The sequence below is a fragment of the Sphingobium sp. 22B genome (assembly GCF_001580035.1).
In the GTDB taxonomy this organism is placed as follows: Bacteria; Pseudomonadota; Alphaproteobacteria; order Sphingomonadales; family Sphingomonadaceae; genus Sphingobium; species Sphingobium fuliginis.
Genome location: NZ_LTAB01000002.1, coordinates 258,362 through 283,904 on the forward strand (window position 1 = coordinate 258,362; position 25,543 = coordinate 283,904).

Annotated in this window: 18 protein-coding genes; 6 read left to right on the forward strand and 12 right to left on the reverse strand. The window is 61.6% G+C overall.

Annotated features, from left to right (window positions below; all coding sequences use genetic code 11):
• Positions 1–9: 9 nt before the first annotated feature.
• A complete protein-coding gene (locus A0J57_RS04115) occupies positions 10–1,176 on the reverse strand; it encodes an acyl-CoA dehydrogenase family protein (protein ID WP_061934128.1) in 1,167 nt (388 codons plus the stop codon).
• Positions 1,177–1,589: 413 nt separating this feature from the next.
• On the opposite strand from A0J57_RS04115, the gene A0J57_RS04120 reads away from it, so the two are divergent.
• The gene (locus A0J57_RS04120) at positions 1,590–2,153 is read left to right on the forward strand and encodes a MarR family winged helix-turn-helix transcriptional regulator (RefSeq protein WP_061934036.1); all 564 of its coding nucleotides are present in this window, start codon (positions 1,590–1,592) and stop codon (positions 2,151–2,153) included.
• 317 nt (positions 2,154–2,470) lie between these two features.
• Here the strand turns inward: A0J57_RS04120 and A0J57_RS04125 are convergent, their stop codons facing one another.
• From A0J57_RS04125 to A0J57_RS04155, 7 genes are all read right to left on the reverse strand, one after another.
• Positions 2,471–3,214 carry an NADPH-dependent F420 reductase gene (locus A0J57_RS04125; RefSeq protein WP_082718577.1) on the reverse strand — a complete coding sequence of 248 codons (744 nt, stop codon included), beginning with the start codon at positions 3,212–3,214 and terminating at the stop codon, positions 2,471–2,473.
• A 27-nt stretch (positions 3,215–3,241) separates the two neighbouring features.
• Complete coding sequence (locus A0J57_RS04130; RefSeq protein ID WP_061934040.1) at positions 3,242–4,516, reverse strand: MFS transporter; 1,275 nt, start codon at positions 4,514–4,516, stop codon at positions 3,242–3,244.
• Between the two features lie 67 nt (positions 4,517–4,583).
• Complete coding sequence (locus A0J57_RS04135; protein WP_064232602.1) at positions 4,584–6,074, reverse strand: acyl-CoA reductase; 1,491 nt, start codon at positions 6,072–6,074, stop codon at positions 4,584–4,586.
• A gap of 26 nt (positions 6,075–6,100) precedes the next feature.
• Positions 6,101–7,540 (reverse strand): hypothetical protein, encoded by a 1,440-nt coding sequence (locus A0J57_RS04140; RefSeq protein WP_061934044.1) that lies wholly within the window; start codon positions 7,538–7,540, stop codon positions 6,101–6,103.
• A 179-nt stretch (positions 7,541–7,719) separates the two neighbouring features.
• Positions 7,720–9,951: a TonB-dependent receptor gene (locus A0J57_RS04145; RefSeq protein ID WP_062017034.1), complete on the reverse strand. Its 2,232-nt coding sequence runs from the start codon at positions 9,949–9,951 to the stop codon at positions 7,720–7,722.
• A gap of 626 nt (positions 9,952–10,577) precedes the next feature.
• Complete coding sequence (locus A0J57_RS04150; protein WP_101756436.1) at positions 10,578–11,153, reverse strand: MarR family winged helix-turn-helix transcriptional regulator; 576 nt, start codon at positions 11,151–11,153, stop codon at positions 10,578–10,580.
• Between the two features lie 213 nt (positions 11,154–11,366).
• Positions 11,367–11,969: a helix-turn-helix transcriptional regulator gene (locus A0J57_RS04155; RefSeq protein ID WP_061934048.1), complete on the reverse strand. Its 603-nt coding sequence runs from the start codon at positions 11,967–11,969 to the stop codon at positions 11,367–11,369.
• Positions 11,970–12,555: 586 nt separating this feature from the next.
• On the opposite strand from A0J57_RS04155, the gene A0J57_RS04160 reads away from it, so the two are divergent.
• Together A0J57_RS04160 and A0J57_RS04165 are read left to right on the forward strand one after the other, a co-directional pair.
• Positions 12,556–13,317 carry a glutathione S-transferase family protein gene (locus A0J57_RS04160; RefSeq protein WP_082718579.1) on the forward strand — a complete coding sequence of 254 codons (762 nt, stop codon included), beginning with the start codon at positions 12,556–12,558 and terminating at the stop codon, positions 13,315–13,317.
• Positions 13,318–13,379: 62 nt separating this feature from the next.
• Positions 13,380–14,435, forward strand: coding sequence for an NAD(P)-dependent alcohol dehydrogenase (locus tag A0J57_RS04165; RefSeq protein WP_061934051.1), 1,056 nt, complete (start codon positions 13,380–13,382; stop codon positions 14,433–14,435).
• A 76-nt stretch (positions 14,436–14,511) separates the two neighbouring features.
• On the opposite strand, the gene npdG is transcribed toward A0J57_RS04165, so the two are convergent.
• From npdG to A0J57_RS04185, 4 genes are all read right to left on the reverse strand, one after another.
• Complete coding sequence (npdG, locus tag A0J57_RS04170) at positions 14,512–15,171, reverse strand: NADPH-dependent F420 reductase (RefSeq protein WP_173664332.1); 660 nt, start codon at positions 15,169–15,171, stop codon at positions 14,512–14,514.
• Position 15,172: 1 nt separating this feature from the next.
• On the reverse strand, positions 15,173–17,488 hold the full coding sequence (cofH, locus tag A0J57_RS04175; protein ID WP_061934053.1) for a 5-amino-6-(D-ribitylamino)uracil--L-tyrosine 4-hydroxyphenyl transferase CofH: 2,316 nt from the start codon (positions 17,486–17,488) through the stop codon (positions 15,173–15,175).
• Positions 17,489–17,499: 11 nt separating this feature from the next.
• The gene (locus A0J57_RS04180; RefSeq protein WP_061934055.1) at positions 17,500–19,191 is read right to left on the reverse strand and encodes an FAD-binding protein; all 1,692 of its coding nucleotides are present in this window, start codon (positions 19,189–19,191) and stop codon (positions 17,500–17,502) included.
• A gap of 194 nt (positions 19,192–19,385) precedes the next feature.
• A complete protein-coding gene (locus A0J57_RS04185) occupies positions 19,386–21,575 on the reverse strand; it encodes a TonB-dependent receptor (RefSeq protein ID WP_061934057.1) in 2,190 nt (729 codons plus the stop codon).
• 532 nt (positions 21,576–22,107) lie between these two features.
• Here A0J57_RS04185 and A0J57_RS04190 point away from each other — a divergent pair.
• The 3 genes from A0J57_RS04190 to A0J57_RS04200 all read left to right on the forward strand — a co-directional run bounded on the left by A0J57_RS04190 (position 22,108) and on the right by A0J57_RS04200 (position 25,515).
• Complete coding sequence (locus tag A0J57_RS04190) at positions 22,108–23,106, forward strand: LLM class flavin-dependent oxidoreductase (protein WP_061934060.1); 999 nt, start codon at positions 22,108–22,110, stop codon at positions 23,104–23,106.
• Positions 23,107–23,261: 155 nt separating this feature from the next.
• Positions 23,262–24,431, forward strand: a complete 1,170-nt coding sequence (locus tag A0J57_RS04195) for an aminoglycoside phosphotransferase family protein (RefSeq protein WP_061934061.1) — start codon at positions 23,262–23,264, stop codon at positions 24,429–24,431.
• A 52-nt stretch (positions 24,432–24,483) separates the two neighbouring features.
• On the forward strand, positions 24,484–25,515 hold the full coding sequence (locus A0J57_RS04200) for an LLM class flavin-dependent oxidoreductase (protein WP_061934063.1): 1,032 nt from the start codon (positions 24,484–24,486) through the stop codon (positions 25,513–25,515).
• The last annotated feature ends 28 nt before the right edge of the window (positions 25,516–25,543 follow it).

Below are 25,543 nucleotides of genomic sequence, written 5' to 3' on the forward strand. Positions count from 1 at the left end.
CGTGCCTGCTCAATAGGATTTGGGAAGATCTAGCACCTTCTCGGCAATGAAGCTCAAGATCAGTTGCTCGGTGATGGGGGTGAAGCGCGGCAGGATGGATTCGCGGAACAGTCTTTCGACCTGATATTCCTTGGCGTACCCCATGCCGCCATGCGTCATGACCGCCCGCGTGCAGGCGTCGAAACAGGCCCGCGCGCCCAGGAACTTGGCGGCGTTCGCCTCAGCGCCGCAGGACTGGCCGGAATCGTAGAGATAGGCCGCGCGCATCACCATCCAGAAGGCGGATTCAAGCGCGATCCAGCTTTCCGCCAGCGGATGCTGAATACCCTGATTCTGCCCGATCGGACGACCGAAGACGACACGTTCGCGGGCATATTGCGATGCCCGCGACAGGGCGTTCTGGCCAAAGCCGATCGCCTCGATCCCGACGAGGATGCGCTCGGGATTGAGGCTGTGGAGGATATAGTGGAAGCCCTTGCCTTCCTCCCCGATCCGATCCGCGTCGGGCACGAAATAATCGTCGATGAACGTCGCGTTCGAATCGACGGCGTTGCGGCCCATTTTGGGGATGCGGCGGACTTCGATCTGGCTCTTGTCCAGGTCGGTGTAGAACAGCGTCATGCCGTCGGTCGGCTTGCGGCACTCCTCCTTGGGGGTCGTGCGCGTCAACAGCAGGATCTTGTTCGCGACCTGGCCCGACGACGTCCAGATCTTGCGTCCGGTGACGCGGTAGCCGCCATCCACCTTGGTCGCGAAGGTCTTGATGCTGGTGGTGTCCAGCCCGGCATCGGGCTCGGTCACGCCGAAACAGGCCTTGTCGTCGCCAGCGACCAGCGGCTTCAGCATCCGCTCCTTCTGCTCGGCATTGCCGAAAACGACGACCGCGTGGGGCCCGAACAGGTTGAGGTGCAGCGCGCTTGCCGAAGAATAGCCGCCGCAACCCGACGTGACGGTGTGCATCATGATCGCCGCCTCGGTCACGCCCAGGCCGGCGCCGCCCACTTCTTCCGGCATGGTGATGCCCAGCCAGCCGCCGTCCGCCATCGCGCGGTGGAACTCATGCGGGAAGCGATGCTCCTCATCGCAGGCCGACCAATATTCATCGTCGAACCGGTCGACCACCTTCTTGACACCGACGCGGATAGCCTCGTGCTGCTCGGAAAAGCTGATGTCCACGTACCGATCCTTCTCCTCTCCCATGGCATGTTCGCCATGAAAGAAGTACATAAGCTTATTATTCGTAAGCGCAAGAGCATTGGCCAAATTGTTCGCGCTTCTCCCTTTCAACAGGCTCGGCAAGATCAGGCCCCGTATAGGCTGCGGAGCGGGATAAGTTATTGCCTCACCTGATTTTTCAGGCGGGAATAATCGCGGTTGTAAGACTGCTTGCGCGCGACCCGCGGAAAAAAATCGGCGGTTTCGCCGCAGGGGGTAGCAAAGCCGCCCCTTCTTTCACCGTGCAACTTGACGCAGACCCTGATAGTTTGCCAACGTAAAAGGTGCATCCGTCCCGTCCGAAGACGTGGAGCCGCTCAAAAAAGGCGCTCCGCATCCGGATCGGCATGGGGCATCGTAAAGGATGAGACTGAATGGCCAGCGCCACCAACAAAGCGATCGGTTCCCGCACCAAATCCAGTGAGGCCGCAACCAGGAAACAGGGAACCGAGCGGCCGATGGCGCCCAATATATTCCGGCTGGGCTATCTCATCCACGACGTTTCGCGGATGCGGCGCACCGTCTTCGACCAGCATATGAAGCCTGAAGGGATCACCCGTTCGCAATGGTGGGTGCTCGCCAACCTGTCGCGCCATCCGGGCCAGGGGATGATGAGCACGGAGCTTTCCAAGCTGCTCGACGTCGGCAAGGTCACGCTCGGCGGCCTCATCGACCGGCTGGAGATGGCCGGCTACGTCTACCGCCGGCCCGACAAGAACGACCGGCGGGCCAAGCACATCTTCATCACGGATGCCGGTTACGCGCTGATCGACCGCATGCGCGTCATCACCGAGGATCTCAACCGGCAGATCTGCGAAGGGCTGACGCCGGAAGAGATCGAAACGATCGAACGGCACCTTCTCCATATCAAGGACAATCTGCGCGGCATGCTGACCGAGGAGCAATCCTCCGAAGAGGACCCGCTGGCGGAAGGCTAGGCTCAGAACCCCTTACTGGTGGGTTCGAGGCGTCGAAATGGCCCAGTGCTGCGTCGGCAAGGCTGGAAATATCAACATATCCTGCGCCTTGCCTTCTTGCCCTGAGCCTGGGGACCGCTCGCGGCGGTCGGGTCATCGAATGGCGCATTGCGCTCAAGAAAAGGCCCGATCCTGTCGGGCAGGATCGGGCCTTTTCTTCAATGCGACACCAAGGAACCAGACCGCGCGACCTGTAATCGCTTCAACCCGATCCGCCGGGCTGAGCGATTTGGTTGGTTACAAGACATTCCCCCACATTCCGAATTTCTCCGCCTGGCCTAGCTATGTGCCGGAGGCGATTTCACCGCTTCGGCGCCGACAAGAGCCTGCCGAAGCTGGTCGTAATTCATGCGGACGCAATAGCCCGGCATCCCCGCCTGGAAACGCCATCCCTCGACAAGAGCTCCGGCGTCGAGGACATCGAAGCCGAGATCGTCGATGAACGCGGCCACGGCCTTCTTGGCATCGGCATCGTCCCCCGAAATCGGCAGGGCTCGCCGATCCACGGCTCCATTGGGGCGAGCGTCAGGCTCGATGTCGGCCGCCAATATGGCGTTGAAGGCCTTCACCACGCGGGATTCAGGCAACAGCTCCGCAAGGATTCCGCTCGTCGTCGTCTGGTTGCGATCCAGCGCGGCGACCTCCCCGTCGCGGGCGGCATAATAATTGCCTGCATCCAGCACGATCTTGCCCTCCAACGCGGCCAAGGGCAGATCTTCATAAGCGAAGAGAGGAACGGCGATGAGCACGATGTCTCCGAACGACGCGGCTTCTGCCGCAGTACCCGCCTTGACGCCGATCGTGTTCGCGATCGAGAACAGGCTCTTGGGGGACCGGCTGTTGGAAATCATCACGTCATGACCATGCCTTGCAGCAAGCGTTGCCACGGCTCGACCGATATATCCCGCGCCGATAATGCCGATTTTCATATTATATTCTCCATGAGACATGATGCAACTGGACGGCCATGAACGATAATAGGCAAAAACCACTTCATGGCGTATTTCAAACGGTTTCACCATTCTCAATATATGCGAATACTATCTCGATCAATTCGATATTCTCTGCCCCGCGAATTTCGCTCCCCGCGATCGGACGGACTGGCGAGCGCGGGACGGCGGCGAAACAGGAATATGATCCAGTCCCAGGATCAACAGCCCACCCAATAGATAACAGATCGCCGAAATCTCGATCGCCAGTCCATAATCGCCATTTCTGTCATAAATCATCGAAAAGCCGAGGGCACCGCCCGCGCTGACGATATATGTCGTCATCGAAAGCAGTCCATAAGTCCGTGCATAGGCGGCATAGGGGAAATAACGCGCCGCGAAAAATGCTATGAAATCGACCTCCGCCCCCTGTGCGAAGCCCAGCAATATTGCGGCGGTGAGCGCGATCATCAATCCATTGTGCGTGGAATCGATCATGGCGCCGATCACCACCGTACCGACGATCGGCAACAGGAAGCATGTCGCCGCGACCAGCGGCGGCCAGATGCGATCGAGCAGGAAGCCGCCGACGATGCGCCCAAATGCGATGGCGAGCGAAAATCCCGATGCCGCCGCCGCCGCGTCGGTCGTCGACAGGCCCTTGGATGTCAGAATGGGCACCATATGCACCACGAAGCCCCCGATGGGGACGCTGACGAACGCAAAGCAACCGCTTAACAGCCAGAATTGCGGCACCTTCAGGATTTCCAGAAAGCCGACTTTCCGGGCGCCGTCGACGGGCTGCTCCATATTTGCGGGACGTTCACGGAACAGCAGCAGCGCCGCGGGCAGCCCGGCCATGACCACCGCACCCATCAATGCCGCATATCCCCAACGCCAATTATGCCCGACCAGAATCGCCGCAAGGATCGGCATCATCAGCGCCGATATGATGGACGTCCCGCACAGGCTCAGCCCCAGCGCCATGCCGCGATGCGCCTTGAACCAGCCGGCGACGCCCCTCGTCCACGGCATGGGCCCGCTCGCCGCCGCCACCAGGCCGATGAAAGTGACGATGGCATAAAGTATGGCGAGATTGAGCGGCAGAAGGATCAGCGCGCAATATCCCGACGCCAATCCGATGAGCCCCCCTATGCCCACGGACCGCGCGCCGATCCGGTCAATGACGCAGCCGAACACGGGAAGCATGAAGGCCGAAATGACGCTGATGATCGGCAACAACGTCAATGTCGTGCGCGACCAGCCCAGTTCGCGCTGCATGGGCTCTATGAACAGCCCCGAAGTCATGATCAGAAGCCCGTAACTTGTCCCCATCGCGACCGACCCGCCAAGGACCGTCCGCCACCCGGCACGCCATTCAGAAGGCGTTTCCATCAACAGCTCTCCGTATCTATCGTTCGGCCGCCGGTGAATTGATCAACGGCGGCCGAATGGCGGGCAATCAGATCATCGAGGATTGCTTGACCGACGTCGGCTCCAGCCAGGGTCCGGGATTGATCACGGAATCGCAATTGCTGTCGACGACCCACCGGCACATCCTGCGTTCCGCCTCGATCCCGTCCTGCGGGGTCGCCATGGTCCCCGCTATGGCGTAGCCGATCGGCACGAACATCTGACCGCCCATCAATGCGGCCCGGTCGCGCAGCTTCGCCCGGAGCGAGTCCGGAAAGATGCCGACGGTCTGGGTAGCCGACGAAAAGGAAGCGATCGCATCCTCTATATTGTCCAGCGGAACGATATTGCCGACGCGGCCGTAGAGAAGCTTGGGGAAATCCACCTGCTCATCCATCTGCGATACGATGATGGCGCCCGTCTTCTCTATCCTGTCGGGATCGGTGATGACATTGTAGAAATCCTTGAGCGGCATGATCGATTGAATTTCCGACTTGAGTTCCGCATCGAACTTGACCGGCCCGCCGCTGGTCGTCTTGGGCAGGTTCTGCATCGCCTCGAACACATAGCGGCCGAAGCGGTTCGCCTTGCCGATGCCGACGGCGTCCGTGCCGGATTCCAGGAACATCACGCGGGCATTCACGCAGGCCTCCTGATCCCAGCCGCCCACGTCCGCCGCCAGGCGGGTGGCGACCTCCTTCATCGTCTCCTCATCGGCCAGGGCTTCCTTGCCGATCAAGGTGGTGCTGTTCTTGGGGTCCAGCGTGATCAGGTCGAGGCCGGGGCCGAGATATTTGGAGATGTGCCGGATCGAGGAATAGCCGCCCCAGGCGACGATCTTTTCGACATTCTGGGGCTGATACACCATGCTCTCGACCTCTTCGTCGCCCCCCTTCCAATAGGCCACGGTGAGGTGCTTAGTCAGCGGATGGTCGGGCGCCATGTCGATCATGGTCCGGGCGATCGCATTGGCCGACAGCGGGTCGTTCGAAGGCGCCTTGATGATGGCGTCGTTACGCGTGATCGCGGAGCGCAGGACGGTGGCGATCGAAACCACCGGCACATTGCCCGCGATGATGTGCACGCTGCGCGATCCGACCGCGCGCACATTGATCAACCGCCCGTCGGCCAGCTTGCTGGGAACCCACCCTTCCAGATATTGCGAGCCGATGCGGTTTTCCACGACATCGCGCACATGGCCGCGGTGCAGCATCGTCGGACAGGTGCGATAGCAATGTTCCATCACCGGGCGCGACAGGTTCGACGCATGGCAACTGACCTCGAACGCCTCCCGCCAATAGGGATTGGTATCCAGATCCAGCCTGTCGCCCAGTTCGTGCAGGAAGTCGTAAATATCCTCCAGCGACAATTCATACATGTCCATCAAGCTTATCGGACGACTGTTGATGAGTTGCTTTATATATTTGCGGACATCCGCCGTTTCGAAGGACCGGCCCTGACCGCTCCGGTCGCCATGGGTCACGGAATAATCGTCAATGATCGTTCCCCGGATAATGAGCGGTACGCGAAAATCAGCCATCATATATCTCCCAACTTCATTCCCGCTCAGATACGGAGGAGCGACTTGAGCGCCGCATCGGTGTTGTCGACCGTGGCGGAACAGGTGACCTTGTCGTCCCCGGTCACGGCCTCGCTATACCGGGTGACGGTATCGTGGATGTGCGTGCCCTTCCGCCCGCAGGGGCATTGCCGATCCCATTCGACCGTCACCTGATCGCCCGACACGATCCCGCCCCAATAGGTCTGGGCGAGGAGATCGAGACAGGCGAAACGGCCTGTCTGCCGCCCTTCGCGGGGCAGCGGTGCGCCGGTTTCCGGGTCCAGCACGAACGGAATATGATAGGCTGCGGCATGATAATAGCCCTCCGGACAACGCGGCATCGATCCGGTGATCTCCGTCATCCCATAGGAATGGACCCATTTGCTGATCCCGGTGAAGTCACCGATCTGGCGCTCCCAGTCGTCGGGCAGCACGACGCCCTTGCCGCCGCCGCCGACCGATCCGCAACTGTCGGAAGAAAAGACGTCGCGGATGCCGCGCGCCAGACCTTGCTGCGCCGCCTGGACGAGATAACTTGTCTGCGACGTCACCATGACGCGCTTGCCCTTCAGCTCGTCCATCATCCGCTGCATGAACTCGTCCGTCTCCTGCGGCCGCCGTTCCAGCTCGTCCAGATAGACGCGCATAGCTTCCCGCATCGAATCCGACAGTTCGAACTTGTCCAGCTCGCCCTTCGCCTGCGCCACGCGGATGCGGCCGCTCAGCGACATCAGGTCGGCGCTCAGCGTGCCGTTGGTCATCGTATAGCATTGGTCAGGCGACGGCGCGACATGCTCGGCCATGAAGGTCACGAGCCGCTGGGCCACGAACCGCCCGTAACGAAGGCTGGGATAGATGCAGGGCATGCGCTCGCCGTCGAAGCCGAGCTTGACGCCGCCTTCGTCGCCAAAGCCCTTGAACGCCTTGGTAAAGCCGAACATCCAGAAATCCCTCTCCATATCGGTGCGGGGAAAGAAGGATATTTTCCCGGTGGTCCCGGACGTGTGGAAGGGCTGAAGAGGCGTTTCGGCTTCCAGCAGGCTCAGCCAGTTGTCGATGCCGGTGCATCCCCGCGCATCGACTTCCGACAGGTCGACCGATGTCAGCCCGTCGAACCATTTCGTCAGCATGTCGAAGCGCCCCTTTTCCAGAAGGGACATCGGATAGGATTTATAATGGGTGTGCTGGAACAGCAGCGGCACGATGTCGTTCAGCGACTCGATCGCGTTCACGCCCGCCTGCTGCGCCTGAATATCGAGCGCCCGGACGGCGGGGCGCAGGTTGCGGAAACGCTCCCGCGCCGCTTCGAGCTGGAACGCCTCCACGGCCTTCCGGTCCATATTGTACAGATCGTCCCACCCCCTGTACAAGGACAGTGAAATCTCGTCCGGCGCATAGCCGCTATTGGATTTCAGGACGCGGATCGCCTCCAGAACCTCAACCATTCGAACACCTCTCGCTAAGTTCTGGCCGGCAGACTGGGGTCCGTTGAAGGGAATGTCGCCAGCATAATTTACAGGTGGGTATCAAAAACTTATGGCCCACGATGGGCCGGGCCGATTTTCCCCGCGCCGATTTTTCCGCGCAGGGAACGGGCGGGACGCGAACGCCCCGCCCATCCGGATCACCATTTCATCGATAGTTCGACGCCGAGCGTTCTTCCCTCGTTCAAGCCGCATGCGCAGGCCTTCTGCGTGGTGTAGAGGACCGGCGTGAAGGAATTCAGGCTGAATTCGTTCGTCAGATTCTTCCCATAGAGCGTCAGCGAGACATTGCCGTCGCCGGGCTCATAGCTGATCTGCGCATCGAAAATATCCGTCGCCGGCATCTTCGGAACCGCGCCATCGCGCCGACCGGTATTATAGTCGGGGAAATAGGCCGCATCGCGGTGGCTGTAATTGCCGCGGAAGGTCAGCTTGCCGAAACCGAAATCATGGTCGGCCGTGATGCCCGCGCTATAGGTCCAGGGCGCAAGCCGTGGCAGTTTCTGGCGATAGTCGAACGCATCGACCGTCGGCACGGGATCCTGCGTGATGTCATACCGGATCTTGTCATATTTGCCGTGCACATATCCGACATTCGCGTTGAAGATCACCCCCTTGGCCAGTTGCTGGACGAATTCGACCTCGAACCCCTTGGTGGTCGCATCCGCCGTGTTGAACGTGGTCTGGATCGCGGCCCTGCTCACATTGTCGAATACGGTGATGTCGCGCTGAAGGTCCTTGATCTTCGTGTAGAAGAGAGCGCCGTTGAACCGGGTCGTGCGATCGAAAAGATCCGTCTTGAAGCCGATTTCGATCGCATCCTGCTTTTCGGGATCATAGGGCGGCGGGGTTCCCGGCGAATTATATCGCACATTATAGCCGCCGCTTCTGAAAGCCTTCTGCGCAGTGGCGTAGAACTGGATGGTGTCCGCCGCCCAGAACTGAAGCCCGACCTTGGGAGAGAAATTCTTCCAACTGTCGGAAAGATCATATTGATAGGTGCAAGCCCGCGCCGCGATGGAGCAGGCGCCGGGGGTGCCATTGGTGCCCGGCTGATTGACGTTCGGGTTCTCGCTTGCCAGCGGCGCGATCCTAGCCTTCTTCTTTTCGTAATTATACCGCCCGCCGATCTGCAACATCAGATGATCGGTGATCTTGTAATCGATCTGGCCGAAAGCGCCGAAGACATTTTCCTTCAGCCTGCCACCGGCCGTCGAATTGATGAGGATCTGATGATTGAACTGTTCGAGATCATTATAGAAATAGAATAGTCCGGCCGTAATCGTCGCCCGACCGAATGTGCCATTATATCTCAACTCATTGCTGAACTGATCCGCGGCGGTCCATGCATCGGTGTGCGAGATGGGGATAGCCGTTCCATCGCCATCATAGGTCGTCAGGTTTCGCACATGACGAAAGCCGGCAATATTGGTGATGGACGCATTTTCACCGAAGCCGACATCGAACCGGGCGTTGAGCGAAGCATTATACCATTGGATGTCGGTGCTCCCGCGCTCATCGAGATAGACATCATTATAGCTGGCGCCATAGGCCGGCAGCGGACCCGCCCCATCCTCGTCGCGCTCGAACGCCTTGGCCACGGGCCCGTCGCCCTTCTGCTGCCCATATTCGCCGCGCAAAATGATGTCGGCACCGCCCGATTCGAACCGCAACGCCGGACGGACCGCAAAAACCGTGTCCTTGCTGAAGCTGTAGCTCCTGCCGTTCAGCGAGTTGGTCGCCAGATTTCCTCTGTTGTTGAAATATCCGGCATCATGACGATAGAGGACAGCAAGTCGTCCGGAAATCGTATCGGTCAATCCGCCACCTCCCGCCACGGCGATATTGACCTCAGGCCCGGTCTCCACGCGGACCCTGGCGATAAGGTCTGCCTCCTGCCGGGGAGCGGCGTTGCGCAACAATACAGCGCCACCCGTGACATTTCGCCCGAACAAAGTGCCCTGCGGTCCCCGAAGGACTTCGATGCCGTCCAAATCGAACGTATCCAGCAGGACGCCGATCGGCACGCCGACATAAATGCCGTCGACGAACATGCCGACCGTCGGCGCCGTCGAACCCACCGAACTGTTGACGCCAAGGCCGCGTATCTGGAAGTTCGCAAACCCCTTCAGGCTGCTGACCCCGTCAAAGGCGACATTCGGCACGGAATAAGCCAGGGTCTGTATGTTGGTCAGCTTGAGCGCCTCGATCTGGCCGGAGCTGAAAGCGGAAATCGTGGCTGGAACCGACTGGTTCAACTGCGCCTGGCTCTGCTTCGTCGCCGTGACGATGATGTCCTCCAGCAACGTGCCTCTCTGGCCCTGCTCCGCCGCTTCGGGCAGAGGCGCCGACGCAGACTGCGCCCAGGCCATACCCGTGATCCCCAATGAGGTCGTGGAAAACAGATATGCCAATCCACCGATCAACGCGGCATGTTTACAGGCCGTCGCCGGATGCACTCCAAAAATGCCCGGACTGAATTTCCGATCTTTTTTCATTGCTCACCCCTCTCCTCTTATATTGATCTGTTTTTAATAGGATATTTTTTGATCTTTTTTTCATGCCGAAAATTGCTGGCATAAGCCGTCTGGAGCGCCCTCAATTGCCGTTGAAGTCTCTCGATTACATATCATGCGGCGCGGCAGGCGCACATATATCCAAGGGCGCCATATTCCCCATTGGCCTGAGCAATCCGGCACAATCGAATATTGTTCGCTATCGATCTTTTTTGGTATGGGATAAATTACAGGGGGTGCTGGCGATAGTTTCGTGGAGCGCGTTCAGCGTTGCGCCAAGGTCCGCCGCTGCGGGGATAAACGCCGCAAGTGGCAGCCTGCGCCAAGGCAATGGAAATGGGATCGCAGCGGCGTCCCGGATCATCCCGGCGCGACGCGGTCGGCGGAAGGCCGAACCGACATGTCGGGAGTCAATCGCCGTCGATCATAGACGCGCGCATGCCTTGCGCGACCGATGGATCAATCAGGCAGGCAATAAGGGTTCAGGCGACGTCGTCTTCCGCACCATAGGAAGCGTTTTCGGAGGATTGTTCCTCTGAAAGCATCTCGCGCAGATTATCCTTGATGTGGAGGAGGTGCCGTTCGACCGCCTCGATCTCTTCGGATGTCATCCCCTCGCAAATTTGCTGGTTGAGGCGCTCGGTGATCACCCGCATCCGCTCTATCAGCGCATAGCCGGCATCCGTGATGAAGATCTGCTTGGCCCGGCGGTCGTTCTTGTCCGGGCGCCGGCACACATAGCCGGCCGCATCCAGGCGATCGATCAGGCCACCCAGCGTGACCTTGCCCACGTCGAGCAGCTTGGAAAGCTCCGTGCTCATCATGCCGCGCCCGGGATGCCGGGACAGGTTGGCCAGCACCCACCATTGCGACCGGGTGATCCCTTCGGGCTTCATATGCTGGTCGTAGGTCGTGCGCCGCATGCGCGATACATCGTGGATGAGATAGCCCAGCCGGAATGCGTTGGGGACCATCGGCCGTTCGCCTTCCGGCCTCCGGGCCGACTGCCGGGCGGGCTTGGAGCGGGATCGGGTCAGCTTGCCGGCGGCACTAGCCATTCAGTCTCATCCTTCAAGTCGCAGCCGGTCCCAGGGGATGCGACGCCTTCCGGCCATCGACGAATCCGAACGGACCAGCCTTAAATGATTTGTTTGCAAACTATTGGCAAAAACGTCAAGCATGAAGCTCGATAATCCGGGCGAAATCGTCATTTCGGCAGCGACTGGCGGAACCCGTTCATCACCCGTCGCACGCCCCTTTCGCAATGACCATCAGAAAGGCCGGATGGTCGTCAGCGCAGCCCCGCCATCGACTTCCGTCCGGTCGGATTGATTGGGGAAATGCGGTATGGACATCCGGCTGAGCCGCGAGACAGCCTGGCTGCGCGATATGACGCCCATCTTGTTCATCGCATTCTCGATGTGAAAATCGACCGTCCTCTTCGAAATCGACAGCATGTCGGCTATGTCCTTCGACGTTTTTCCTTCGCCAACGAACATCAGGCATTCGACCTCGCGCCGCGACAGGCTTTCGGTGCGATATTGCCGTTCCAACGCCTCACGCGCCCAAGCGTTCAGTTGCGTCTGCCGCGGGATGAGGAAGGACAGGCTATCCTTTATGCGCGCTTCCGGCGGCATCTTCTCCCGGCTGACAAGAACCGTCAGCCCGACCGCGCCGCCATAGCCATAGCAGGGCGCCGCCAAACCGCTGAGCCAACCCCGCTCCAGCATCAGCTCGCGAAGCTCCCGTTCGTCGGGCGCATCGCCATATTTGCCGACTTCGAAGATCTTCGGCAAATCGCTTCTGACCAGAGAAAGGCGCTTGATGCTGTGGTTTATGCCCCGCCGCATATATTCGCGCAGATAATCGCGCATCGCCGGACAGGCTTCCTGGACATATTCGGTGCTTTCGTCCGTCCAATCCGTTGCAACGGTAAAGGTATAGACAAATGCATCCCACCCTAATGATCGGACAGGATCCGATAAGGCATTGTAGACTTTACTGCACCTGATGCTCGACATTTTTCGAGCCCATCCTATCCTGAATTTTCAGCGATTATATTTATTCGACCATTTCCGTACATGCGCGATCACATCAAGGCGCACCGTCATCAAAGCCAATGATTGAGAATAGGTTACATGCATCCAAAATTCAAGTTCATTATTCCGCATCGGCATTAGCGCAGCAGCGTTTTCCGGCCCTGTTGCGTCCCCATCGCATCGATCTTCCAACATGGGCGACATTAAGATGCGTTTGCATATTATAATCCATGCATACTATATGGAATCGGCAACCGAGTCGCGGCGTCATGATCCGATGCACGGCGCCTCACCGGCGATGCTGCCGCTGAGTGGGATGACATGGAACCCTTGGCCGTCATGAAGCCGGGCCTCATGCCCTTCCCGCTGCTGCCGCATATTCAAACACATCACCTTAGAGCTTGGCAGGAGAGACCCCCTCATGATTGATCTGTACGGAATGGGCAGTCCGAACGTGCTCAAGGTTGCGATCATGCTTGAAGAACTCGGACTGGACTATCGCTTCCATCATCTTGACGTTCTTCTGGGCGGCAGCGCGACCCCCGAATTTCTGGCGATGAACCCCCTCGGCAAAGTGCCGGTCATTGTCGATCATGAGGGCGCGCCCGGTCAGCAGCCGATTTTCGAATCCGGGGCCATCCTCATCTACCTGGCCGAAACATATAAGTCGGACTTGCTGCCACCCGCTCCGGCGCGTTGGGACGTGATCAAATGGCTGATCGCGCAGGTGGCGCTGGCGGGGCCGATGCTGGGCCAGTTGAATCATTTCCAGCTCGTCGCAAAGCAGTTGGACAGCTACGCCGGCCGACGCTATCGCGACCAGGCCGGCCGCGTATATCGCGACTTCGACACGCGATTGGGCGTCGCGCCCTGGCTGGGCGGCTCCGATTATTCGATCGCCGACATCGCAATGTATCCATGGGCCGGCTACTTCAGCCGCCACGGCTTCGCAGCCGAGGATTATCCCAATCTCATCGCCTGGCGGGAAAAGATCGATCAGCGACCTGCAGTCCAGCGCGCCGCCGCCCTTCTCGCTTCCAAGTCGGAAAAGGAGATGGCGGCGCGGCGCGTGGCCAAGCCGGAGGATTATGACCGTTTCTTCGGCCGGTCCAAGGCGGGAGACGTGCAGGTCGATATGGACGGCTATCTCGCCCAGGGCTCCTTCACATCCGCCAAAACATGACGACCGGCGTGGACGGAAACCGATAGGGCAGCGCCGATAATGAGATATGGAGAGGAAATAAGATGACCAAGGTTCTGGGCTATGCGGCAGCGGCGCCGGGCGCCCTCCTCAAACCCTTCGAATTCGAACGGCGGAATATGGGTGCGCACGATGTCGTGCTGGAAATCACCCATTGCGGGATCTGCCATTCGGATCTCCATGCCGTGGACGGCGAAATGCCCGGCATGCCTTTCCCGATGGTGCCGGGCCATGAGATCGTCGGCAGGATCACGGCCGTCGGCGAGGCGGTAACCAAATTCTCGGTGGGAGACGGCGGAGCGATCGGATGCTTCACCGACTCCTGCCGCCTGTGCGAACCATGCCGGGAAGGCCATGAACATATGTGCGTCGAAGGCGTCACCGGCACCTTCGGGTCGGTCGAGCGCGGCGAACAGGGCTTGCCCACCTATGGCGGCTATTCCAGATTGTACGTCGCGAACGAGGATTATGTGCTGCGCCTACCGGACACGCTCGACACCGCGTCGGCAGCGCCGCTGCTCTGCGCCGGCATCACCACCTATTCCCCATTGCGCAAATGGAAGGTCGGCCCGGGAAAGCGCATCGGCATCGTCGGCATCGGGGGCCTGGGCCATATTGCGATCAAACTGGCCGTGGCCATGGGTGCGGAGGTCACGGCGATCACGACTTCGGCCAGCAAGGCGGCGGATGCGCGGGCGCTCGGCGCGGATCATGTTCTGCTGTCATCGGACGAAGCGCAGATGACGGCCGCCCAGGGGCAGCTCGATTTCGTGCTTAACACCGTATCGGCGCCGCACGACCTGAACGGCCTCGTCGCCTTGCTGAAGCCGAACTCGACCCTGTGCCTGCTGGGTATAGGATCGGGCGCGCTGCCCGTCCTGACCGGCCCCATCATCTTCGGTCAGAAATGCGTGGCGGGATCTCTGATCGGCGGCATAGCCGAGACGCAGGAAATGATCGACTTCTGTGCCGATCACGGCATCGTCGCGGACATCGAGCTGATCCGGATGGACGAGGTGAACGAGGCTTATGCCCGGCTTCGCCGCAACGATGTGAAATATCGGTTCGTCATCGACATGAGCAGCCTGGAACCGACCTGACGCCGGTGCCGGGCTGGTCCGCGGCCAAACGCCGCCCGTTGCAAACGGACGAAGCCGGAAATGCAGGCGGGAAGTCTCAATCGACGGGCGGGGTCAGCTTTCCCGTGATCTGGACGCCGGCGCCATCGACCTTGTAGGTCTTGTTGAGGAAGATAAGGACCGAAGTCAGCGCTTCGGCGGCAGCGGAATTGGCCAGCCCGCCGCCATGCAGGCCGCGCAATCCCGCCTGATCCGCGATCTCGACCACCTTCGCCCGCGCCGCCCTGTCATCGCCGAAGACCAGCACGTCGCAGGCAATATCCTCATCCGTCGCCAACTTGTGCGCGGCGACATTGTGGAACGCCGAAACCAGAGTGACGCCGTCGCCCAGCAAGGCCTGCGCACGCTGCGCCGCGCTGCCCTCCGCCGGAAGCTGCACGCGCATGACCTTCGGCGGCACGAGCGGCACGGTCGTGTCGACCACCAGCTTGCCCGCGACATGGGGAGCGATCTCCGCCAATGTTCCCTCTTGCGCCGCGAAGGGCACCGTGACGATGACGATGTCCGCGGCCTTGGCCGCATCGGCATTGGCCATGCCGGAAAGGCCGAAGCCCAGTTCGTTCGCCACGCGCTGCCCGCTTTCCGCGGAACGCGACCCGATGATGACCCTGCGCCCCGCCTTGGCCAGCCGACGCGCGATCGCTGCCCCCAGCTGACCCGTGCCGCCGACGATGGCGATGGTCTGCATGTCGTTCATTCTATTCTCCCAATGTTTCAAGAAGGGCCGGCGCATCGACATGGCCGTAAAGGGTGGTCCGCTGGCGCACCGGGCGCCCGGCCAGACCGGCAAGTTCGGCCATGCGCGCCGGATCGCAGAGCTGGCCATTGAGCCCCCCCGCCGCGCGCGTGATGGATTCGTCCATCAACGTTCCGCCAAGGTCGTTGACCCCCGCACGGAGCGCCGCGACGACCCCGTCGCCGCCCAGCTTGACCCAGCTTGCCTGGATGTTGGGGATCAGGGGATGCAGCGCCAGCCGGGCGACGGCGTGCATCAGCAGCGTTTCCCGGAAACTCGGCCCGGAACGGGCCTGGCCCTTGCGCCAGTTGGGCGCCTCCATATGCACGAACGGCAGCGGCACGAATTCGGTGAAGCCGCCGCTTTCCTGCTGAAGATCGCGCACCCGAAGCAGATGCCTCGCCCAATGCTCATAGCGCTCGACATGGCCGAACATGATCGTCGCCGTACTGCGTAGCCCGACCCGATGCGCGGTGCGCATCACCTCCAGCCACTCGGCGCTGTTCACCTTGTCCGGACAGATGATCGCGCGGACATCGTCATCCAGAATCTCGGCGGCGGTGCCGGGCAGGGTGGAAAGGCCCGCCCGCTTCAACTGCACCAGATAATCCTCCAGCGGCAGCCCCAGGGTCGCCGCGCCATGCGTCACCTCCAGCGGCGAGAAGGCATGGATATGGATGTCCGGCGCGGCGGCGCGAACCGCACGGAGCACGTTCAGATAGATATTGCCGTCATAGTCTGGATGGATGCCGCCTTGCAGGCATACTTCCGTCGCACCGCGCGCCACCGCCTCGGCGGCGCGGCGTCCCACCTCTTCGAAGTCGAGCCGATAGGCCGGACCGCGTTCCGCTTTGGTGCTGCCCTTGGAAAAGGCGCAGAAGCCGCATTTGTAGAGGCAGATATTGGTGTAGTTGATGTTCCGGTTGACCACATAGGTCACGACATCGCCGGCCACGTCCCGGCGAAGCATGTCGGCCGCCTCCGCGACCAGCGCCATGTCGGGACCATCGGCGCGGAACAATTGCGCGATCGCCGCTTCGTCCAGCCGCTCCCCGGCGACGGCGCGATCCACGATCTCCTCTATCCCCCTGGATACCGCCGTTCTGCCCGTTGAGAGGATCGCGGGAACCGGCTGCCCGCTCCCTGCATGCCAGCCGTCCGTCACCGGCAATCCGCGCGCATCCACGGCGCGGCGCACTATTCTGGCGAGCGCCGGCTCCATCCAGGCCTCCGGCTGGCGCGCAAAGGCCGGGCCGACCGCCAACCGCTCCCGCAACACCCGTCCCGCGGCAGCAGTCGTCCGGGCCAGGGCATCCAGATGCGGCCAGGGCGCCTCGGGATTGACATGGTCGGGCGTCACCGGGGAAACGCCGCCCCAATCGTTCACCCCGGCGCGCAGCAGCAAGGCGTGATCTTCCGGACGGTGCAGATTGGGTGGCGCCTGGATCACCATCTCCGGTCCCAATATCGATCGCGCGGCGGCGATCGTCCACAGATGCTCTTCCAGCGACGGCTCGGGATGGCTTGCCATCCTCGTGCCCGGCTTGGCGCGGAAATTCTGGATGATGACTTCCTGGACATGCCCATATCGGCGGTGCAGGTCGCGAATGGCGATCAGGGCTTCCAGCCGTTCCGCCCGCGTTTCGCCAATGCCGATCAGCAGGCCGGTGGTGAATGGCACCCCGGCCCGCCCGGCGGCGGCAATCGCTTCCAGCCGGCGCGCCGGCTGCTTGTCCGGCGAACCATGATGCGGACCGCCTTTTTGCGACAGCCGATCGGACGCCGTTTCCAGCATCAACCCCATGGACGCCGAAACCGGACGCAGCGCCGCATAATCGGCGTCGTCCATCAATCCGGCATTGATGTGCGGCAGCAGCCCCGTTTCCTCCAGCACGGCATTGGCCATTTCACGCAGATAGGAAAGGGTGGTTTCATGGCCCAGCGCATCGAGCGCCTTGCGCGCCGCTGCATAGCGCGCCTCGGGTCGGTCGCCCAGGGTGAAGAGAGCCTCCCGGCACCCGGCGGCCGCGCCTGCCCTGGCGATGGCGAGCACCGCGCTGCGCGACAGGAAGGCCGTCTCGATCCGGCGCGGCGTCGTCGCGAAGGTGCAATAATGACAAACGTCGCGGCACAATTGCGTCAGGGGGATGAACACCTTGCGCGAATAGGTGACGACCGGCCCATGCGCCGCCAGCGTCGCCTGCTCGCTTGCGGCCATCAGTTCTGCCAGCGGCATTCCTTCGAGCGCTGGAATATCGTCCATTTCCGTCTGCCTCATGTCGCCCGGCCTCACGCCTCGCCCTTTTGAAGTGCCGCCTCGTCCTTCTGCCGCCGCATCTGGCGCGCGGCACGACGCCCGGAAAACACCGTGTCCGCGAGCGACATGCCGCTGAAATAAGCCTTCGAACACAGGCCGACGGCGGCCCGGCCCGCCGCATAGAGGCCCGGAATCGACGATCCGTCCTCCCGAATGACGGACCCGGTCTCCTCATTGACGCGCAGACCGCCAAGGGTGAAGACCAGCGTCATCGAGAAGGGCTTGGCCATGTTCAGGTCCAGCGCATAGAAAGGCCCGCGCGCCACCGGGGCGATATTCTTGGGATTCTTGCCGACGACATCAGGCACGGTGCCCTTGGCCGCGGCATTATAATCGCTGATCGTCTTTTCCAGCGTATCGGCCGGCACGCCGATCTTCTTTGCCAGCCTGCTCAGCGACGATGCCCGCTTCGTCCCGCCCAGCGCGATGTTGAACAGGTTCGGCAAGGTCAGCAGCCGCAGCCCCTTCTTGGGGAACAGGCAGGCCTTGAACGCCTTCCAGAAATTGCGGGAATCGATGACCAGCCACGCCTTTCCACCCTGGTCGAGAATGGCCGACCCCACAAAGCCGCTATAGGCATCCTCGGCAATGAAGCGCTCTCCATGTTCGTTGATGAGCGCGGCCTTGCTGAGTTCGGTCGGCGGCGCAATCACCTTGGTAAGGCACAGGCTGTCCATCAACCCGATCGATCCCCCCGCCGAACGGCCCAGTTCGATCCCGCTGCCGTCGTCCCCCATGCACGATATGGGAATGAGGTTCATGTAGAAGGGTTCGAAATGCGGATTATGCCGCTCCATCATCGCACGGTTGAAGAGGAAGCCCCCGGTGCTGATGACCACCCCGACCCGCGCACGGACGAAGCGCTCCCCCGTGAACTGCTCTTCCCACTCCGCACATGCCTGCGCGGCGCGGACCGACTTTTTCTGGCGGAACGGCATGACCGGCTTGATCTGGTCGAAGAAGGCGTCATGCCTTTTCCACTCGCTGTCGGGTATGACCGACGCGACGACGCCCAATATCCGTCCCCCCCGATCCATGACGAGGCGGCGGACGGGGGAATGCAGATGGATGCGGGCGCCCCGGTCCTGCGCCGCCTTGCGCAGCGCGTCGAAATGCAGGTGGCCGGTCGATCCGGCGCCCACCGCCCTATGCCCACGCGGCGCAGCGGCGGCACGTTGCTGGGAAACCGGCAAGGTCTCGTTGGCGGTATAATATAGAAAGCTGCCGTCCGGCGGATAGGACGTCTTTTCAAGATAGACCTCGCTGCTATAGGGCACGCCCAGCGATGCCAGCCATTCCAGATTGGCGTTGCTCGTCTCGCAGAAGGTCTTGAGCGTCGTCAGGCTCACCGCATTGGGTTCCTGCGAAAGATAGGCGTACATATTCTCCGCGGAATCCGGAAAACCCGCCTCCTGCTGGAAGCGGGTGCCGCCGGCATAGGTGACGCCGCCGCTGAGGCGGGTCGCGCCGCCGCCTGCGAAGCGATCCAGGCAGATCACATCCAGCCCCTGGTCCAGGCTTTCGACCGCGGTCGCCGCTCCCGCGCCGCCGAAGCCGACGACGACCACGTCGGCACTGTCGTCCCACGTTATGTCCGCTTCGGAATCGACCGTCATCGGTTCCGCGATCTTCGCGAGATATTCCGCATCGCCCTGCTTCGCCATGTCGCCTGTCCTCGCTTTGTCCGATCGCACCTTACGCCTTCTCCTGCTCGCCATCCTGCGCCGACGGCGTCTAGTATGGATGGACTAAACCCGTTCCTCAAGCTCCCATCCGCCGTCCATGGCGGGGGACCTGGCCCTCCGTCGCAACCCTCTGGCGAAGGCGGCGACGGAGAAGCCGAAGTCAGGCCATCACCTCAGAACTTTGCATCCAGGGTCACGCCATAGGTCCGCGGATCGCCGCGCACCGTCAGCGAACCGAAGCCCGAAGGCGTGCCGGTGCGATAATATTTCGTGTTGGTGAGGTTCGCTCCCCAGAAGCGCAGGCCGAAATTGTCGTCCGGCGCACGCCACTGCAAGGATGCCGAAAGCAGCGTATAATCGTCATTCTTCAGGAGATCGCCCGCCCCGGCGCCGATCACGCCGGTCGGCCCCGGATTGCCCGGATAGGGCGCGAGCGAGAAGTTGAAGCCATCATTATAATAAACCGACGACGACAGGATGAATTTCCCCGCATCGGTCGGAATCGCATAGTCGAAGCCGAAATTGGCGGTCAGTTTCGGCGTGAAGACGGTACGGCCGCCTGACGCGTCGACATTGATCTGGGGTCCTGAAAGCGGCGATGTCGGAAATGCCGGCGCGTTCGGGAAATCCAGATATCTGCCGTGCAGGTAAGTCGCGCCGCCGGTAAGGGTCAGATTCTCCACCGGTGCCGCTTCGAAATCGAATTCCAGGCCCTTGATCCGCGCCTTCGCCGCATTGAGGATGACGGCGATCGTGTTCGGCACGATCGAGAACTGGATGTCCTGATAATCGTAGAGGAAGGCGGCAAGGTTCAGGCGCAGCCGCTTGTCGAACAGTTCGCTCTTGATGCCGGCCTCATAGGCGTCGAGAATCTCGGGACGATAACCCGCCTGATCCGCGCCAAGCAGATTATAGCCACCGCTCTTGATCCCCCGGTTGTAGGATACATAGGCATTGACGTCCTCGGTCACGGCGTAATTCGCCGCCAGCCGCCATGTCAGCTTGTCGAACCCGGTCTTGGGCGCGAAGGGAGTCGGATTCAGCGCGCCGTTGAAGGTCTGCGTTCCCGTGATGCTCTGGCGCTCGGTCGTGAAACGCAGGCCGCCGGTGAGCTTGAGCTTCGGCAGGACCTCCACCGTCGCCTGGCCATATACCGATCCCGACTTGGTATGCTGCCGCGTATCATATCCCGCGACGCCGCCGCCCAGCGCCAGGCCGGTGATCTCGGCGTCCTTATAGCCTGCCTTGTTGTTGTAGTAGAAGGCGCCGACCAGCCAGTCGATGCTCGATCCGCTGGGCGCCATCAATTGCAGTTCCTGCGACAGGCTGCGCTGCGTCATCGGCAGGGATGCCCGGATGTAGTCGCCGGCCGCGCCGTCGGCGTCGATCACGATCGGGCCGGTCGACTTGCGGAAGGCGCTGATGCTGACGATGCGCGCGAAGTCGAGATCATGTTCGATGCGCAGCGACACGCCGCCCTGCTTCAGCTTGGTATAGGCGGGCAGGCTTTGCAGCGTATCGAAGCCCCCCGGCTGCACCACGCCGTCCAAATTGAGCGCGCCGGGAGGCAGCTTATAGTCGCTGCGCGAGGAATAGGCGCGGCTATAATCGCCGGCCAGACGGATCTGCGTCCGGTCGCTTGGCGTGATCAGCAGCTTGGAGCGGAAACCGACGCTCGAATCCCGCGCCGTTTCGGTGCCCAGCGTAAGATTGCGGCCATAGCCCTCGAACTGGTTGCGATATTGCACCGCCAGGTCGATCGCCGCCGATTCGGAAATTCCGGTCGTTCCGTAGAAATTGCCGGTCAGCGTATCGTAATTGGCGAAGCCGGCGCTGACCTCCACCGCCGGATCATGCTCGGGATCGCGCGTGCGGATCTGGATCACGCCACCGGTCGCGTTGCGGCCGAACAAAGTACCCTGCGGCCCCTTGAGGACTTCGATCTGCGAGATATTGTTGAACGACGACATGTTGGAGATTGGCGACGCGATGTACACGCCGTCCACATAGACCGCGACCGACGGTTCGTTATTGGGGTCGCTGGTGCTCGATCCCACGCCACGGACATAGATCTGCGCCGCCGACCCCTGAACGGTGATGTTCAGGCCGGGCACCGCGGCGCTAATGTTAGTAAGCGTATCAATTCCCTTGGACGCCAGGGCTTCGGAACCGACTGCAGCCACTGAAATCGGCACGTCCTGCAGGCGTTCCTCACGGCGCTGGGCAGTGACGATGATGTCCTGCAACTGCCCGCTTTGTTGGGCTTCCGTGGCCGCTGCGGGATCCGCCGCCGACTGGGCCTGCGCGGGACAGCCGATCATCGCCAGCGCCGCGGCGCCCGTAAGATATAGTGCCTTGTTCATTCGAACCTCCCCTTATTTGTTGCCTTCGCTCATTCATTCCATCATGCGGACGACGCCAACCGTTCCGCGACGCAGGCCGAGCAGGCCTGCTACATCCTCGCCCCTGTCAAGGGAGCGACCATTTCAACCGGTGGGATGTCCGGCACGCCCCCGTCGGATCAAGGCGACCCGAGGCTTTTCGGCAAGATCCGACGGGGCGTGGGGCCCTGGCCGACGACCGATCGGCACGTTACGACGCCACGCAGAGACTTCTGCACGCACCCTCCCATCTTCTTTTCACTCGTGCCGCCGAAGCCGCCGATTTCCCGGCCCTTCAAAAAACACTTCGCTAGCGTATAATAATAATATGTAATTGCAACCGGCAATTTGTTCGTTAATGAATTATCTGAAGATACCGACTCGTTGCGGACGCCCGCAGGCCTTGTGGAAACAGGCTGGCCGCGGTGTCCATCCGCCGCCGGGAGCCGCAACGAAAAGCAAAGCGGAGCGGCCTTCCGGCGCCCGCGAGGCAAACGGAATATAGGAGAAGAGCATGGAAGTCATCTTGCGCTACGACCTCATCACCTCGTCATCCGGCCCCTCCACGCCGGAGACCGTCGCGGCGGTGCTGGAACAGTCGCAATGGGCCGACACGCGGGGCTTTTCGACGGCGCAGTTCGGCGAACATCATGGCACGCCCTGCGGGTATAATCCCTCCCCGATCCTTCTCGCCGGCGCGGTCGCGGCACGCACGCGGAATCTGCGCATACAGCCCATCATCGCCCTGCCTCTCTACGAAACCGTTCGCCTTGCGGAGGATCTCTGCCTGCTGGACCATATCAGCAATGGCCGCCTCGATGTCTCGGTCGTGCTGGGCTATGTGCCGTCCGAATTCGAAATGTTCGGGATCGACATAAAGGAGCGCGGACGCATTGCCGACGCCAAGCTTGCGGTCCTGCGTCAGGTGTTCGACGGGGGGGAATTCGAGATCGACGGACGCCGGGGACGCATCACGCCCGGTCCGTTGCAGCCCGGCGGCCCAGCGCTCCTGATCGGCGGCAGCCTGAAGGCCACGGCGCGCAGGGCGGCGCGCTATGGCACCGGTTTCTACCCGATGTTCCGTTCGCAGGAACTGATCGACGAATATGAGCGGGCCTGCGCCGAATTCGGCAAGGCGCCCGGCCAGGTCTATATCAGCGACACGAGGCAGACCACCATCTATGTGAGCGAGGACCCCGACCGGGCATGGAGCCAGGTCGCGCCCTATGTCGCGGAATATCATGGCTTCTATACGGCCGCGAGCAAGAGCGCCGGTCAGTTCACCGGCTTTCAGGATGCGAACGACCATGACGCCTTGCGCGCGCTGGGCCGCTATCCGGTGATGACGCCGGAGGAATGCATCGCCTTCTGCCAGGAGGAGACCGATGCGGGCAACCGGATCGTCATCTGCCCGCTGATGGGCGGCATGCCCCTGGACCTGTCCTGGGCTAGCCTGGAACTGTTTGCGAACAAGGTGATTCCCGCGATCAGGACAGTTTCGGCAGCCGCCTGACCTTTGCGCATGACGCCCGGCCCGGCGACGATGCTGCGGCTGGGCCGATCGCCATTGCCCGGTCGCGCGCCACCAAGGGGCGACGGCGGGGCTGGCTTGAGAAACGACGGATTGCGCCTGGAAATTTCCCGCGCCTGGAAAATGGATGCGACCACATGGCATCTCTACCGGATCTGATCAGGGAAACCTACGCCAGGGCGCTTGACGCCCCTGCCGCGCCCCGGACGATCGACGACGTGCCCCTGAGCTATGACCGGATCACGCCCGAATGGCTGACGGCGGTTCTGTGCCGACGGGCGCCCGGCGCGGCTGTGACGGACTTCCGTTTGGGCGAGGCGAGCGACGGCTCATCCAACCGCCAGCGGATCTTCGTCGACTATAATCCGGCCGGGCAGGATGCGGGGCTGCCGCCGTCGGTCTTCTGCAAGGGCGCCATGAAGCTCGCCAATCGGGTCATGCTGGGCATGAACCTGATCATCGACAGCGAGGCCAGTTTCTTCAACCAGATACAGGATCGCATCGAAACGTTGACGCCGCCCAGGATCCATGCCGCCGCCGACCGGGATAGGTTCGGCTATGTCGTGGTGATGGAGGATCTGACCGAAGGGGCGCTTTTCCCCGACGAAAGCCATGAGATCAGCCGCGCCAATGCCGAGGACATGGTGGCCCAGCTCGCCGCGCTGCACGGCGCATTCTACGGCAGTCCGGAACTTGGCACGGCCAGCATCCCCTATATGAACTATGCCGACTGGTGGGTTCATCAGACGAAGGTCGCGCCGGATTTCGCGGACCGCTGCGATGTGGCGTTCGGGGACTGCGAAGCGATCATCCCTCCGCGTCTTTTCGCCCGCCGTTCCGAAATATGGCCGCGCACGATGGAAGCCGGCGCCTTGCACCACCGGCTTCCACGGATGCTCACCCATTGCGACGTGCATCTGCGCAACTGGTTCATCCTGGACGGCCGCATGGGCCTTTGCGACTGGCAGGTCACGCAGATCGGCCATTGGAGCCGCGACTTCATCTACGCGATGGCCACTGCCCTCACCATCGAGGATCGCCGCGCTTGGCTTGAAGACCTGCTGCGCCTCTATCTCGACGAACTCGTCGCCCGGGGCGGGGAAAAGGTCGGATTTGCCGAAGCCATGAAGCTGGTCCGGCAGCAGCTGGCGCAGGCGCTTGCCTTCTGGACGATAACCTACCGGCCCGCGCGTGACATGCCGAATATGCAGCCCGATGCCACATCGCTCTGCTTCATCGAGCGGATCACCGCGGCCATGGACGATCTGGATGCGCTCGATTCCTATGAAGGACCGGCTTCGGCCTGAACCGTTCCCCATTCGACCGGTCCTGCAATCTTTGACAGTGGGAGGATGAACCATGGCGAAGCAAGAGGACAAACCCGCAGCGCATCTGGAGCTTCGCTTCGACATGCGCCGGCCGGACTGGACGCATATTCCGAAGAAAGCGCTTTACGACGCTTCGCTCTCCATGTGCGCCTGGGCGGAGGACAATGGCTTCGAGTCCGTGACGCTGGCGGAGCATCATCTTACCAGCGATCATTATATGTGTTCTCCGGCGGTCATGGCGGGCGCGGTCGCCGCCCGCACCGAGCGGCTGGCGATCCGCATGATCATCCTTGCCCCTTTCTACAATCCCTTGCGCCTGGTGGAGGACCTTCGCCAACTGGCGGTGATCAGCGGCGGGCGCACCCTGCCGGTCATCAGCGGCGGGTATCGGGAAGTGGAATTCGCCGCCTATGGCGCGCGGCGGGAAGACCGGCTGAACATCATAGACGAAGTGATCGACCTCGCGCGGAAGGCGGAAGCGGGCGGGCCTTTCCGTTATCGCGGGCGGTCGATCGACAATCTGTCCCCGGCGCCTGAGGAACCGCTGCGCATGCTGATGGCGGCATCCTTTCCACGGGTCGCGCGGCGGGCGGCGCAAAATGGGGCGGATGGCGTATCGCCCAATATCGACGCGCTGTTCGACGTCTACCGCGAAGAATTGCGGAAGCTCGGCAAGCCCGATCCCGGTCCGTTCCCCGTTACCGCAGCCCGCTTCGTCCATGTCGTATCCGATGTCGACCAGGGTTGGGAAGAGGTGGGTCCGCATCTGCTGCACTGGGTCAACAGCTATAAGAGCTTCACCAAGGAGATTGGTGGCGGCGCGATATTGTCGTTCGACAATTCCGACGACATCGATGCCCTGCGCCGGAACAACGACTATATGATCGTCACGCCCTCACAACTTGCAGAGCATATGAACGCGATGGAACAGGACACTGTATATCAGTTCTGGCCGCTCATGGCCGGTCTCGATCCGGCACTCGGATGGAAGAGCCTGCGCCTGCTTCAGGAACAGGTTATCCCGAACGTTCGGGTGCGGCAGAATTTTCGGCCCCTTTACTGATCGGGCTGATGCACCGGGGCACCCGCCG

Coding starts and splice junctions, on each gene's coding strand:
- A0J57_RS04165 (WP_061934051.1), top strand. CDS start 13,380: ATGACCAAGGTTCTGGGCTATGCGGCAGCGGCGCCGGGCGCCCTCCTC.
- A0J57_RS04150 (WP_101756436.1), bottom strand. CDS start 11,153: ATGGCTAGTGCCGCCGGCAAGCTGACCCGATCCCGCTCCAAGCCCGCC.
- A0J57_RS04160 (WP_082718579.1), top strand. CDS start 12,556: ATGATTGATCTGTACGGAATGGGCAGTCCGAACGTGCTCAAGGTTGCG.
- A0J57_RS04120 (WP_061934036.1), top strand. CDS start 1,590: ATGGCCAGCGCCACCAACAAAGCGATCGGTTCCCGCACCAAATCCAGT.
- A0J57_RS04180 (WP_061934055.1), bottom strand. CDS start 19,191: ATGGCGAAGCAGGGCGATGCGGAATATCTCGCGAAGATCGCGGAACCG.
- A0J57_RS04140 (WP_061934044.1), bottom strand. CDS start 7,540: ATGGTTGAGGTTCTGGAGGCGATCCGCGTCCTGAAATCCAATAGCGGC.
- A0J57_RS04190 (WP_061934060.1), top strand. CDS start 22,108: ATGGAAGTCATCTTGCGCTACGACCTCATCACCTCGTCATCCGGCCCC.
- A0J57_RS04135 (WP_064232602.1), bottom strand. CDS start 6,074: ATGGCTGATTTTCGCGTACCGCTCATTATCCGGGGAACGATCATTGAC.
- A0J57_RS04145 (WP_062017034.1), bottom strand. CDS start 9,951: ATGGCCTGGGCGCAGTCTGCGTCGGCGCCTCTGCCCGAAGCGGCGGAG.
- A0J57_RS04125 (WP_082718577.1), bottom strand. CDS start 3,214: ATGGTGAAACCGTTTGAAATACGCCATGAAGTGGTTTTTGCCTATTAT.
- A0J57_RS04185 (WP_061934057.1), bottom strand. CDS start 21,575: ATGAACAAGGCACTATATCTTACGGGCGCCGCGGCGCTGGCGATGATC.
- A0J57_RS04200 (WP_061934063.1), top strand. CDS start 24,484: ATGGCGAAGCAAGAGGACAAACCCGCAGCGCATCTGGAGCTTCGCTTC.
- cofH (WP_061934053.1), bottom strand. CDS start 17,488: ATGAGGCAGACGGAAATGGACGATATTCCAGCGCTCGAAGGAATGCCG.
- npdG (WP_173664332.1), bottom strand. CDS start 15,171: ATGAACGACATGCAGACCATCGCCATCGTCGGCGGCACGGGTCAGCTG.
- A0J57_RS04195 (WP_061934061.1), top strand. CDS start 23,262: ATGGCATCTCTACCGGATCTGATCAGGGAAACCTACGCCAGGGCGCTT.
- A0J57_RS04130 (WP_061934040.1), bottom strand. CDS start 4,516: ATGGAAACGCCTTCTGAATGGCGTGCCGGGTGGCGGACGGTCCTTGGC.
- A0J57_RS04155 (WP_061934048.1), bottom strand. CDS start 11,969: ATGCGCGATTATCTGCGCGAATATATGCGGCGGGGCATAAACCACAGC.